Source organism: Bacillus sp. 2205SS5-2, assembly GCF_037024155.1.
Lineage (GTDB): Bacteria > Bacillota > Bacilli > Bacillales > Bacillaceae_K > Bacillus_CI.
This window is the reverse complement of record NZ_JAYKTS010000033.1, coordinates 1-13,966: the sequence shown is the minus strand read 5'-3', so window position 1 is coordinate 13,966 and position 13,966 is coordinate 1. Positions and strand designations below refer to the sequence as shown.

At 37.1% G+C, this 13,966-nt stretch carries 10 protein-coding genes; 4 read left to right on the top strand and 6 right to left on the bottom strand.

The genetic code is table 11. The features are described from left to right. Window positions 1-801 carry a recombination regulator RecX gene (gene recX, locus U8D43_RS17555; RefSeq protein WP_335872479.1) on the bottom strand — a complete coding sequence of 267 codons (801 nt, stop codon included), beginning with the start codon at window positions 799-801 and terminating at the stop codon, window positions 1-3. 91 nt (window positions 802-892) lie between these two features. On the opposite strand from recX, the gene U8D43_RS17550 reads away from it, so the two are divergent. The 3 genes from U8D43_RS17550 (at window position 893) to U8D43_RS17540 (ending at window position 2,418) form a co-directional block, all read left to right on the top strand. Then, on the top strand, window positions 893-1,789 hold the full coding sequence (locus tag U8D43_RS17550) for a TIGR01777 family oxidoreductase (protein ID WP_335872478.1): 897 nt from the start codon (window positions 893-895) through the stop codon (window positions 1,787-1,789). Between the two features lie 227 nt (window positions 1,790-2,016). Beyond that, complete coding sequence (locus U8D43_RS17545) at window positions 2,017-2,142, top strand: YfhE family protein (RefSeq protein WP_335872477.1); 126 nt, start codon at window positions 2,017-2,019, stop codon at window positions 2,140-2,142. 93 nt (window positions 2,143-2,235) lie between these two features. Further along, window positions 2,236-2,418: a YfhD family protein gene (locus tag U8D43_RS17540; RefSeq protein ID WP_335872476.1), complete on the top strand. Its 183-nt coding sequence runs from the start codon at window positions 2,236-2,238 to the stop codon at window positions 2,416-2,418. Window positions 2,419-2,610: 192 nt separating this feature from the next. Here the strand turns inward: U8D43_RS17540 and htpG are convergent, their stop codons facing one another. Next, on the bottom strand, window positions 2,611-4,494 hold the full coding sequence (gene htpG / locus U8D43_RS17535) for a molecular chaperone HtpG (protein ID WP_335872475.1): 1,884 nt from the start codon (window positions 4,492-4,494) through the stop codon (window positions 2,611-2,613). Between the two features lie 571 nt (window positions 4,495-5,065). Then, a complete protein-coding gene (locus tag U8D43_RS17530; RefSeq protein WP_335872474.1) occupies window positions 5,066-6,145 on the bottom strand; it encodes an SDR family oxidoreductase in 1,080 nt (359 codons plus the stop codon). 1,133 nt (window positions 6,146-7,278) lie between these two features. On the opposite strand from U8D43_RS17530, the gene trhO reads away from it, so the two are divergent. Next, the gene (gene trhO, locus U8D43_RS17525) at window positions 7,279-8,256 is read left to right on the top strand and encodes an oxygen-dependent tRNA uridine(34) hydroxylase TrhO (protein ID WP_335872473.1); all 978 of its coding nucleotides are present in this window, start codon (window positions 7,279-7,281) and stop codon (window positions 8,254-8,256) included. 954 nt (window positions 8,257-9,210) lie between these two features. Here the strand turns inward: trhO and U8D43_RS17520 are convergent. The 3 genes from U8D43_RS17520 to U8D43_RS17510 all read right to left on the bottom strand — a co-directional run bounded on the left by U8D43_RS17520 (window position 9,211) and on the right by U8D43_RS17510 (window position 12,126). Then, entirely contained in the window at window positions 9,211-10,353 is a 1,143-nt protein-coding gene (locus tag U8D43_RS17520; RefSeq protein WP_335872472.1) for an IS110 family RNA-guided transposase, read from the bottom strand. A 432-nt stretch (window positions 10,354-10,785) separates the two neighbouring features. Continuing rightward, window positions 10,786-11,532: a DUF4405 domain-containing protein gene (locus U8D43_RS17515; protein WP_335872471.1), complete on the bottom strand. Its 747-nt coding sequence runs from the start codon at window positions 11,530-11,532 to the stop codon at window positions 10,786-10,788. 207 nt (window positions 11,533-11,739) lie between these two features. Then, window positions 11,740-12,126, bottom strand: coding sequence for a hypothetical protein (locus U8D43_RS17510; protein WP_335872470.1), 387 nt, complete (start codon window positions 12,124-12,126; stop codon window positions 11,740-11,742). Window positions 12,127-13,966 lie beyond the last annotated feature (1,840 nt).

Below are 13,966 nucleotides of genomic sequence, written 5' to 3'. Positions count from 1 at the left end.
TTACTCTTCCTGCAATTTGTCTAATAATCGCTCAATGTCTTCCATCCCAAAGCCCTTTTGATACAGGGCTTTTTTCATTCTTTGCACGTAGTCATACCCTTCATATTTAGAACTGTAGCGTTTATGAATTTTCAAGCCTTGATGATATAGTGCTGTCCAGTTCTCCTCTTCTTCATTTTCAACACTAATTGCTTCGTGAACACCTTTGAAAATAGAAGGAGAATACCCTTTGCGCATAAGGGTCTGATCTACTTTTTGCTTTTTTTGTAGAGCGGAGAGTTTCATATTTTTCTTCACGGTTTTTTCGGCTACCATTATTGCTTTTTCAAGCTCCTCTTCCCGTGTGAAGACATTCATAACTTGCTCGGCTATCGATTTTGATACACCTTTTTCAGCTAGCTCTTGTCTCACTCGCCCTGGACCCTTATCTGTCGTTGCCATCATCGTATTGACAAAAGCTGAGGCAAATTCTTCATCTTTTAGATACCCAAACTCTTTTAACTTATGTACAACCTCAGGAATAATCTCTTCTTCATATTCTTTTTTCAGAAGATAATCTCTTATCTCTTTTTCCGTTCGCATGCGATGGCTTAAAAAGACTAGAGAGGAATTAAAGGCTTTTTTGATGTCATCTTCATACTGAATTTGTGACATCATGAGCGCATCTATTTCTAATCCTTTTTGTAAATTAAACGAAATTAATACTCTCTCGTCGACGCTAAACGCATATTTTTCATCAATAAAAATATTGTAGCGTTCCAAGTTTTTCTGCTGAGTTGTTATTTTTGTGATCTTTCCCATTTGCAACACCTCTCTTCTACTTTAACACATTCAAAAAGGTTTTATATTAACTACGAAGGTAAAATAATAGTATTCAATTGGGGGCATTTCAATGAAAATCGCCATTACAGGTGGTACAGGTTTTGTCGGAAACCATTTAGTGGACTTATTGAAGAAAAATCATCAACTTTATGTGCTCACACGTAATCCAGAGAAACATCACCAACCAAACGTGACTTACGTCAAATGGCTCACTGCTGATAGTCAACCCGAACTAGAGTTAGCAGGAATTGATGCAGTCATCAATTTAGCTAGCGAGTCGATCAACAGTGGTCGCTGGACAGAAACACGAAAAAAGCGCATACAGCACTCGAGAAGCGAGGCGACTCAGGCTGTTTTCTCGATTATGAATGCTCTACCTGATCCGCCAAAAATACTTATTAATGCAAGCGCAATCGGCTATTATCATGCATCAAAGACCATCACCCATAAAGAAGAGTCCAAGCATACTGGCAGTGATTTTCTAGCTAAAACGGTTATCGAGTGGGAACAAGAAGCAAAAAAAGCGGAAGAACTAGGCGTGCGAGTTGTCATTACCCGTTTTGGCATTATTTTAGGAAAAGAAGATGGCGCACTTCCACGAATGGTCTTGCCTTATAAACTATTCGCCGGTGGTCCTGTCGGGTCTGGTGAACAGTGGATGTCTTGGGTTCATATTAAGGACGTTTGCTCCGCCATTGAGTTTCTATTGCATCATGATATCACTGGTCCAGTCAATATTGTGTCTCCAAACCCCGTTACCATGAAAGAGTTCGGATCAATTTTAGGGAAGGTTCTACATCGTCCGCACTGGCTTCCTGTTCCGTCCTTTATCATCAAGGCTGCTTTAGGTGAAATGAGTACCCTTATATTAGATGGCCAAAAGGTATCCCCTTCTGTGTTAGAAAAGACTGGATACGCTTTTTCGTTCCCACTCCTTTCGACTGCTTTAAAAGACCTTTATTCTTAAGGTTGTTATCGCTAAGTTTGTTGATTCTCAAACCAGTCAAACGGTTATATAGCTTTGTTTCAATGCTTTTTTTCGCCTTTTTTGATAAAATTCAACAGCAATTTTGAGGACTCCATCTAAACTACATGAAATAGCAATAATGGATACGAAAAGGTCGATTCTTACGTATGTTTCTTCGTAAAGAAGGAAAAAATGGAGAAGAATACATATGAAGGGAAGTTGTCCACATGGATAAGAAAAAACGACGAGATAAAACCAAATCAACTCTTTCAAGTGCTCAAGAGGTCACGTATTCTCGTGAATTTAAAATGGCTGATCGAGCAGGTGGTTATACCGCTAAAAAACCATTTTAGGTAAAACCTACCTTCATAACAAACTGTAAAAAGACCATAATAAAACCAGAAGGCATTAGCCTTCTGGTTTTATTATGATTAGGGGGAATTCACATGGGCAGAGCACACAAACATAAAACTCGAGATAAAAACAAAAATTCATTGCCACAAGTACCAAAGAACATGAAAATTCCAACTTACGGAGAAGAGTTCTCTGGTGAACAGGCGTCCCTTGAAGCGCAAGCAATGGCCAATGCAGCTAATCAACGAATTCAAACGAAGCGAAAGAAAAAATAAGCAGTCAAGAATCAGTTTAGCTTGACTATATTAGGAGCAGCAGGAAGTTCTAATCAGGTGAACGATAGACCTTCGTATTTCACTGTATAGGTAATAACCAAACCGGTGCTCACCAAGATTCATATCTAGATTCAATTTTTGTGTTTTTTTTATTTAAAAAGGGAGCTTTAAGCTCCCTTTTTAAATGTATTATCACACCATAACTTTACAAATATCATTCGTAAATTCCACTGGATCCTGAATTGTTAATCCCTCAATCAGCAAGGCTTGATTATAAAGTAAGTGCGTATATAAGGTTAATTTTTCTTCATCTTGCCCAAATGCATTCTTTAATGAAGTAAAGACGTCGTGATTTGTATTAATCTCAAGAATCTTATCCGCCTTCACATTTTGATTATCCGGCATGGCGCTTAGGATTTTCTCCATTTCTATGGTTACTTCTCCTTCTGTTGCTAGACAAACAGGATGATTTTTTAATCTTTTTGAGACGCGAACGTCCTTCACTTTACCTTCTAGCTCTTTCTTCATAAAAGCAAAGATATCCTTATACTCATTTTCATTCGATTCTGTATCGCTCTCTTTTTCATCAGACTCAATGCCAAGATCTCCACTAGAAACCGACTTGAATTCTTTTTCGTTGTAATTCATTAGCATTTTAATTGCGAACTCATCTACATCATCATTAAAGTATAAAATTTCATAGCCTTTTTCCGCAACCATCTCGGTTTGAGGCATTTTTTCAATTCGCTCGTAAGAATCACCTGATGCATAATAAATGTATTTTTGCTCCTCTGGCATTCTTTCTACATACTCCGCTAATGTAACCAGTTTCTTTTCTTTCGAAGAATAAAACATTAACAGATCTTGTAAGGTTTCTTTATGCATACCGTAATCACTATACACACCGTATTTCAATTGTCTTCCAAACGCATTAAAGAACACTTCATATTGTTCTCTCTCATTTTTTAATAATGCTTTCAACTCTTTTGTAATTTTGTTGTTCAAGTTTTTAGCGATGAATTTTAGTTGCTTATCTTGTTGAAGAATTTCTCGAGAAATATTAAGCGATAAATCCTCTGAATCGACCATACCTTTTACAAAACTATAATAATCTGGAAGCAGGTCTCCGCATTTCTCCATAATCAAAACGCCATTAGAATAAAGCTCTAACCCTTTCTCAAACTCTTTTGAATAGAAATCAAATGGGATATTTTCAGGAATATAAAGAATAGCGTTATAACGCACCGCTCCGTCTACACTAATATGAAGATGCTTAAGCGGCTTGTCGAATCCGTAGTGCTTTTCTTGATAAAAATGTTCATAATCTTCAGTGGTTAATTCATTTTTATTCTTTCTCCAAATTGGAACCATGCTGTTAACCGTCTCTTCTTCACGGTACTCGACAAGGTCGTCGCTTTCATTCTCTTCGTTTTCTTTTTGTTTGGTTGTCTCCATTTTTATTGGATAGCGAATGAAATCGGAGTATTTTTTGATGATACCTTTCAAACGTTGTTCATCTAAATATTCATCGTAATTTTCATCGTCCGTATTATCCATTATTTTGAGAAAGATTTCTGTACCAACATTTTCTTTTTCAACTTCCTCAATGCTATACCCATCGGCACCATGAGATTCCCATTTATATGCCTGCTCAGTGCCTAGAGCTTTACTAATCACAGTGACGACATCGGCAACCATAAATGCGGAGTAAAAACCGACACCAAATTGTCCAATAATATCGTGTCCATTCTCTAATTCATTTTCATTTTTAAACGCAAGAGATCCACTACTGGCAATTGTTCCAAGGTTCTTCTCAAGCTCTTCCTTCGTCATTCCAATTCCGGTATCGCTAATTTTCAGGACTCTGCTTTCCTTATTTGGTTCCACTTTAATGAAATAATCATCTTGATTGAAGCTCATTGATTCATCCGTTAAGGCTTTGTAATAAATTTTGTCGATCGCATCACTTGAATTGGAGATCAGCTCACGTAGGAAAATCTCTTTTTGAGAATAGATTGAGTTAATCATCATTTCTAATAAACGTTTAGATTCTGCTTTGAATTGTTTTTTGGTCATTTTTCATGCTCCTTTCAAATTTAAACACCCAATATGTATGTTAGCACTTAAGACCCTCGAGTGCTAACCACTACATAAATACCATAGATTTTGGAAAGATGTCAACTTGTACACCTTCATTACCGATCATCATCTACTCCGACTCTTTCCTTTCCCCTAACAATACATACTAGAGATGAAAAAGAAAAACACTAGGTAGTACAGTGGTTTTCTGAGCTATTTTTTCAACGAGGCTACTTTCGCAAAAATTGTCCCTATTCGCAGCAGTATTTATCTTGTTAATAGTATAGGTTTCGCGGCGTTTTTTCGTCTGTTTTGATGAATATCAGCAGTGAAATGGAGGAATCAATCAAAAACATGATGAATAGCCCCAATGTTTTGGAATAGAGCCTTCCTTAAGTTGAGGAATAGGTATCTCTACTACTCTGAAATAATGATTATCGCATTTTCACAGGGTTATACCCTTGTTCTCCGTACGGTTGATAGTGTTCCAACCACTTTTTTTCTAGCTCTGATAACGGTTCTTTTTCGTTAAAATGCTGGTCATTTAAGGTGTTGAAGGGTGTGTAGTTCACTTCAGCTCTATATAGTCGCTTGTTTCTTTCCGCTCGCAACCCGACCGTATTATCATTTCAACCGTCTCATGTGACATATTCAAATGAGCAACCCCCGTGTCCTCTATCAGTGCTTGAGTATTACAATCATCAAACGTCAAGGCACCTTCAAGATAAACCTTTAACACGTCAATTAAACTATTCAGCCTTGTCTCTGCCTCATCTAATTCATACTCTAGCGTGTTTTCAACTACAGAAAGATTTTCAAATTGAAGGGCTTTTTTAATCATTTTTAGTAGCTCGATGTTTTCTGGAGGGTTCGAATTGGTTATATGATAGATTTTGTTGGCTTCCGCTTTTTTAGGCGCTATGCTTAGAATATCCGCTACGTAATCTACCGGAACAAGATTGGATGTACCATTCTTCTTTGCAACCAGTCTATAGGTACGTTCTTCTCCCCGGCTTCTATCCATTTTGCGCTTGAATACATCAAGAGCACGCATAAATCCGTACAAGGTAAATTGGGAATCCGCTTCTCCAGTTTTTGAATCACCAACGATAATGGACGGACGGAAAATCGACACCTCCATTTTGTCTCTGTAAGAAAAAACAAGATGCTCCGATTTCACTTTGCTTTCTTCATAGGGATTATGAAATTCCCCGTGGATTGGGTAGAGCTCTTCTATTCCTGCCGTTAGCTTTCCGACTGTATAGGCCGTACTCACATAATAAAATTTTTTCACCTTTAAAAGTGTGGCCAGTTGAAGAATATGATTTGTTCCATCATAGTTCACAGCAAATAATTCATCTCTCAAATCCAAATCAAACTTCACAAGAGCAGCAAGATGATAAACCACCTCTATTTTTCCTGTTAACCACGCAAGATCCTCCCTATTCAGCCCAGCGTTTGGTACGGTGATGTCTCCTTGAAAAATATGAATTCGCTTTTGTTCATCCGCTTGGAAAGAACTTCTTAATCGATCAGCCTTTTCTACATTTCTCACTAAAATATAGATTTCGTTCCGTTGAGTTTGTAAAAGATTCTTAATGAGCCTACCACCAAGAAAGCCTGTTGATCCCGTCAAAAATATATTCAAATTGATCACTCCTGTTGATTTCGACCTAGTCGCTTATTTGGTTTATCATACCACAAATTGAGTCGAAATCGCTGTGAATGAGCGGGTTGGAAGATGATTACAAGGAAATCATAAACAATTATATAATTGATTTTATTCAAGTATCACTAGAAGCTGTAGTAACTAGAAAAGAGAATGTCAAACAACAATCTCCTTTCTGTGATTAGCTGTAACAATTCCTCAATCATTTTATTTCCACCTATCACAACATTCCTTCGTCCGCTCAACCGTATCCAATTTCACAAATTAATTCCATGTGTTAGTAGGGGACGTACAGCGATGAAAGAAGAGTAGCTAGTGATTATAGTGGCAAATAAAAATTGAATATCATACAACGGGTGTTGATTAAATCGCCCATTTTCATGTTGGTTCGTATTAAAAATAGACGAAATGATGCCCGAATCAAAGCGATATCATATTTTATAGACTGGTGCGAAAACAGCGTTGTGAAAAAATAGAGATGGGAAAAACGATTGTAAATGGGTGAGTTGATGAGATTTTAAGAGAAGTCGATGATATATCTGTATAGTTGGTGATAAATCTCGAGAAGTTGGTGATAAAAACTGAAAAGTCGGTGATATCTTCGTATATATTGTGGCTATTTCATCTGGTTTTTGATTAAATCGCCCATTTTCATGTTGGTTCCCATTAAAAATAGACGAATTGATGCCCGAAACAAAGCTATTTCACCGTTTATAGACTGGTGCGAAAAGCAACAATCTTTGCGAAAACAGCCTTTTAAAAAGAGATACGGTTGTAAAGGGGTGAAAATAGAGGATTTGGTCGTGAATTTCAGCTCGGGATGCGATTACTCACCATTGAACGGGATGAAATGTCGTGATGGATATTATTGGTTAATCAACACGCTTGATATAACACCTACATTCTAACTCAATTCACATGCTCTACCTTTAGCTCCTTCCTTTCCCAAAACCCAGTTTCCACCACTATTTCCTCACACTCCCTCCCCCGCTCAAATTCATACATAATACATTTCTTTAAAAAACTTGTTATAATAGAACATCGTAAGAGTAATAAGGAACAGAATCCTAAGATTATATCTTGCAAATATATATCGACAGGTGGAAATAATCATGAAAAATTATCGAGTACTACTGTATTACAACTATGTAACCATTGAAAATCCTGAGGAGGTTACGGCCCAGCACAAAGAACTGTGCGACGAGCTTGGACTCAAAGGAAGAATCCTCATTTCATCTGAAGGAATCAATGGAACATGCTCCGGTACAATTGAGCAGACAGATGCTTATATGAAAGCGATGAGACAGGATCCTCATTTTGCGGACACTGTGTTCAAAATCGATGAAGCAGATGAACATGCTTTCAATAAATTAAAAGTAAAGCATCGTCCAGAACTCGTGACCCTTCGTCTTGAAGATGATGTGAATCCAAATGAAGTAACAGGTAAATATCTTGCTCCGAAAGATTTCTTCGAGCAGATTCAACAAGAAGACACCATTCTTCTTGATGCACGGAACGACTATGAATATGATTTAGGACACTTTAGAGGAGCCGTGAAGCCGGATATCCGCAACTTCCGCGACCTTCCAAATTGGGTTCGTGATAATAAAGATAAATTAGAAGGCAAGAAAATCATTACGTATTGTACAGGTGGTATCCGTTGTGAAAAATTCTCAGGTTGGTTAGTAAAAGAAGGTTTTGAGGATGTCGCACAGCTTCATGGTGGAATCGTCACCTATGGTCAAGATCCTGAAGTAAAAGGGCAACTATGGGACGGGCAACTTTACGTATTCGACGAACGCATCGGTGTCCCTGTGAACCAAACAGAGCATGTAATCGTCGGAAAAGACTACTTTACAGGTGAACCTTGTGAACGCTACGTAAATTGTGCTCATCCACCATGCAACAAAAAGATTCTATGCTCTGAAGATAACGAGCATAAATATATGAGAAGCTGCTCGGACGAATGCCGAAAGAGTCCTGAAAACCGCTATATTCAAGAGCATGGCTTAACAGAAGAAGACGTAGCAGAGCGTTTGGCATTGATTGGTGGCCAAGGCGACGGTTCCTCCGGTATGATTATGAGATAAAAGATCCGAGTGTGGATTGTTTCTGATGCTATTAAGTTATTGTTTTTGTATTTGAGAGAAGCGATTGTTTAACATGTAACCTAGGGGGACAGTGATCTGTACACCTATTTGAATTTAAACTTGCTAAGGAACCAAGGTACCTGCCCCCTTGGCTCGAGTAAAAAATGTAAAAGAGCCACTACTCAATAAGTTTGAGTGGTGGCTCTACAATGCGTTGGCAGGGACAAGCTATCTGTCAATCTATCCCTCCATTATGAAAAGGAGCCAGAGGAAGAACGAAATCGCTAATCTCGATGGCTTAAAAAACTTTATCCCAATGATATATAGGTAAAATATAGTATAGTGATGACTATATAAAGTGGTGAATCAAACACAAGAAGGCTACTTAATTGAAATTCCATTATTCATTCGACGCAAATCAATAAAATCCTTCTTCTAAAATAAACAATTTAGTGAATAAACAAGGGTTGAAATTTCATATCCAGGGACCGCGACTTCCTTCTTCTTTGGCAATCAAAAATTTTGCCGTAGTGAATACCCGATCAACACAACAAAGGCACAACTAGCATTTATACGCTAGTTGTGCCTTTGTGACGCAAAATTTCCAATTGCTCCCTCTGAGAACTGCCCCCCGGCACCCCTGGCAATAATGTTCGCTTAACCTGGTAAATCCCTTCAAGAACAGTGGTAAAATCTTGTGAATGTAATCACCGTTAATCAAACAACAGACTATCACATTACAGTCAGGAATCTATTGTTTTTGTCTTTCTATCTTTTGTAAAGGCTCTTTTTCTGTGAAAATAAAAAACAACAAAAGGCCAATGGTACAAAACTCTTCAATGAGGGAATTTTTGCTCTTAAAGTGGATGAATAAAAAAGTTCATAGAAAAATAAGGGTGTGCCCTCCATTTTTTAAAAAACACAACCTCGTTAAGTATAGAATGAATGAGCGACTTAGCTGGCTAAACGTGGTTCTGAAAAGGTTTGCTTATTGAGAAATAACGTGTAAATAATTCTAAGAATCTTATGAGCGATGGCTATTAATGCTTTTTTCTTTCCTCTTCTAGCGGATAGTGCCCAAAAAGTGGAGGACATGGCTGTCTTCTTCGATCTTGAAATGGCCCACGCTACTTCACAAAGTGCGGTTTTTATATGTGGGGTTCCTTGTACGCTCTTGGTGCCTTTCTTTTCACCTGCACTTTCGTTGTTTTCTGGAGATACTCCAGCCCATGAAGCTAAATGTCTAGAAGAAGGGAATTGTGTCATATCTGTTCCCACTTCAGCTAGGATGCAAGCTGCTGTATGTTCCTTTATGCCTGGAATAGATAACAGAATCTCTTTTTCCTCTTGATAAGCTAGAAGAAGATTGTTGATCTTGTCTTCTAGTTCTTGAATGGACTCTTCTAAGAATTCTATATGGTTCCAAGAGCTTCTAATCATAAACATTTGGTGCTCATTGAGTGTTCCAAATAGAGATTCGGTAATCGTATTCGCTTTTTTTCGGAGAGAATGATGAATCGTTGAATCAACATCCGCCGAATCAAGATACCCTTTTTCCACTAATTGATTTAACAGTTTGCGCCCGGAAACCCCAAATATGTCGGAAATCACAGACCCAAGCTTAATATTTGAACACTCGAGTACTTTTGAAATCCTATTTTTTTCAGCCGTTAAATTTCCAATCCATTTCTTACGTAAACGAGTTAGATTTCGTAATTCCCGAAGGTCCTGAGAGGGAACGAAGCTCTTCTCGATTAATCCGTGACGAAGTAGTTTAGCAATCCACTCTGCATCTGAAACATCCGTTTTACGACCGGGCACATTCTTAATCCGTTGGGCATTGGCAATCGTAATATCGAAAGAGCCTTCCAGAATATTGTAGATCGGCTTCCAATAGATCCCGGTACTTTCCATTGCGATGTGAGTGATTCCTTTTTCTTCTAACCACTTTAATAATTCAAAAAGACTTTTAGTTAAAGTAGAAAAGGTTTTGGTCTCCTTTTCAGTGGCATCCTCATGATTGCCAGTGAGCGAACAAACGACAATTTCCTTTTGATGAATGTCCATACCCGCACAATGGGAAAGCAAAACGTCCATTAAAATCATCTCCAATTAAAAATGAAGTCTATGGAAAGTGGAATAAGCTTGGTCAAAAAGCATTTTTCTGTCCATGATCACCTTCAAAGCTAGAAGGGTCAACAAAGGGGTGTAACACAAGGCAAATTCCAAACAGTTTCGTATTCAGAGTTTAAACCACCACAAAAGAGCACGTAAAGTCTACTTTCCACAGCTTTTATCAGTATCGGCAAATGGAAAAGTGAAAAAACATGAGAAGATAAATTTTCATCCCGGGAGTGTGAGTGTGAAATCATCTGGGTTTCGTATACATTGTGGCTATTTCATCTGATTTTTGATTAAATCGCCCATTTCACTGTTGATTCCATTAAAAATAGACGAAATGATGCCCGAAACAAAGCTATATCACCGTTTATAGACTAAATTGAAATGGTGGGACGCAGAACCTGTCCCCTAGGAAGTTCTTTTACGTTTCTTATTCATGGTCCTCTTTTCGAATAAATTGGTATAAAAAGCAATTGAACCCAAAAGACAAGCATAGATGGTGAAAACAGGGAGGATTCCTACAAGGATAACTGAAAAATGATTTTCATGACCTTCAGTCCCGCCGCTTTTATCAACTTCTAAAACCGGGTCACTAAAAAACTCCGTCGTTACATACGTCAGTTTAAATACTTGTACCAACAAGAAAATTGTCCCAATAATTAATAATAAACGTAACAGTATTTTCCCAGAAGGTTTACGAAAGAATAATAGTTTCTTGAATCTAGTGTACTGGTTTCCAATTTGTTTGATCCAGTTCCAATGTAACCCTAAGTGGATTCCGACTATTAGTAGTCCGAGGATAGCCGAAATAATATGAAGAGCAAGCCAATTTATACCTGTAAAATATCTTAAATTAGGAAAGATAACCTCGGATATGAGTAACCCACTGATCATTATAATCAACATATCTAGTAAAAGGGTTATGTTTAATAAATAAGACAGTAAGACTTTTCCTTTTATTTTTTTTGAGACTATTCTTTTGCTCATCCCAATGATCCAATCTTTGTTTAACACTAAATGAATAATTAGTGCTACTCCCAATAAAATACTAGCTATTTCATGAAATGCTACACTGGTAACGGCTGGAGCATATAATAATATAAATGTAATTGCAATCGATAAATCAAAACAAAACTTAAAACGATTCTTTTTCATTTTCAATCCTCCTAAAAAAACACCTTTGATTTTGGCTCTTTTCGCATACTTTGTTGTTTTCGATTGTTTATCCGTACCTCTTTTAAGCTCGAACTCGAAAAGAGCATATGAGCATGCTTCTTTCAGACTTCAAGAGTAGGTACAAAAAGCAACAACCTTTTTTAAACGAGCATTAATTTTATTCATTAATGTCCTTCATTTCACTATTTAAATTTCTTTCAATATCATCCTAATTGCCACAGAACAGTTTACATCGTGTTCCTTTGCGTAATTGTTAAGTTTCCTAAAAGACTCTTCATCCAATCGAACATGTAATGGATAATTAAGTTTTTCTGACTTTTCTTTTCTAGGTCTTCCTCTTTTCGTTCTCCTATTTCCTTCTTCATCCATCCATACCTCTAGTGTAATAGTGCCATTTTGTTCGATAATTTGTTGACAATTATGCTTGTCCCAAAGATCTTTCGCTTTCTTTTTATAGATTTTAGATAGTTGAATATCTTCATCACTTAAGCCGATAAACTTTGCTTTCTTATGAAATTTTTCCTTCAACATATTCTCTAATTCTTCGTATGATGAAAAGGTTATTTGGTTCATTTTTTCACTCCTTTTTTATAGCACAAAAAATATAAATACAGTATAACATTTTTCGTGCTACAAAAAAAGAAAGAAATATGAATTTCTTTTGTCTTGGGATGCACAGGGACGGTACTCGTGCTTCCTTCATATATTGTAATTTTTGCATGATTTTTATTCTTGGTCACAGCGACGACTCGGAATTTGTCGAATGTGGATAGGCTGGGGATAGTGGATGGAATTGCAGAAATGAAGGCTGCTGTAACTGAAGTACTTAGAAATGGGATTTACGAATTGAGAGTACAAAAGGATCCACTACTGAAAAAAGAACTCAATAATTTGTTGTTCTAGAAGCTCAATATCCGCAATGAAACAGACTAGTACATTTGCCTGTGGCACCGAGGGTAACTGATAGTGTGTTACTGGTAAACAATTTGACATTGAGGGTAGCTGTCGACACTATGCCTTGCTACTTGCTTCATGGCTGTTTATTGCCACAGTGAGAGCAAGTTTTAACCTTTTCTTCTAATTATTTATCATCCATTTTAATATTTGTTATTGTTAAAAGCTCTTTTCGTATAAATTGTGACTATTTCATCTGATTTTTGATTAAATCGCCCATTTCACTGTTGATTTCCATCAAAAATAGACGAAATGATGCCTAAAACAAAGCATATCACCGTTTATAGACTGGTGCGAAAACAGCCTTGTTAAAAGCATGTCAGTCTGCCCAAGTCGTTTTTCTTAATCGATCAACTGTTAAGCAGACATGAATGTCGGCGACTAAAGTTACAGTCTAGACTGAAGTCTATTTAAAAGTCTTAGGTTAACTGCATGACTACTTTCTTTACCGGTCCATACTATCACCTCATACTCAAGTGTAGATACCAAATTGGAATGTTAAAGGAATGTACTGCCTAAAGACAGTGGAGTTCGCCCCCCCATTTATAATTTAAAAGAGGAAGCACTACAATCCAACTGCTGCACTTCTAACCTACTCTTCGACAAAACTCGAGGCGTCGCTGTGACCAAAATTTTTGTTCCTCGAAACAAAAGAGACTCGTCACCCAACACACTATATTAGTAGCATGCTAAAGGACAAGCCCCATTCATCATTTTAGTTAACGTAACACCAACTGCACCACACACTCCACGTGTGTTATCATTTATGGTTGATACATTTTCACGAAAGTCTATTTTCGCGTTAATGTGTTCCCCCAAGAAACGCCTAAAATGGGATACCCTATTGATTATATTTATTTTTCGAAGAAATATCGCTCTATATCGGGTATTTTTTTTTAACGCGATCGATTTAAAAAAATAGCCCTAAAAAATACATCTTAAATCATACCCCTTTTTAAGGGTTACATTCCCCCAAGATCAGTCATTTCTAATGTATGATAGCAACAATTCTTCTAACCACTTAGGTACATAATCAACCTTTTTGCTCTTCATAATTTTGTCTAAAATTTCTGCTGCATCTTCTTCTTTAAAAAATCTATCTCTAACGTAGCAGTCATTACTGCAAAACTTTCGCTTTTGTACTCTTTTAGATAGATATTCGTTTCTACAGTAGTCACACTGAAGTTTATATATTTTTGGATTTTCCTTTTCAAATTTCCTTTTACATTCAGTTGAACAATATTTCCTTTTTGCTCCTCTACCTTTTTGCTCTAATTTTTCTCCACAACTCAAGCAATATACATGGGTTATTTCTCTTAAACGACCACCCGCTAAAGCAGGTGGATTTAGACATAAATGTCACCGACTAAAGTCGCAATTCAAGACTCAAGTCTTCTCAAAGTACCTAAGCTGAAGCATACTGAATTTGACTAAACTCACTCCTCAATCTTGAATATAT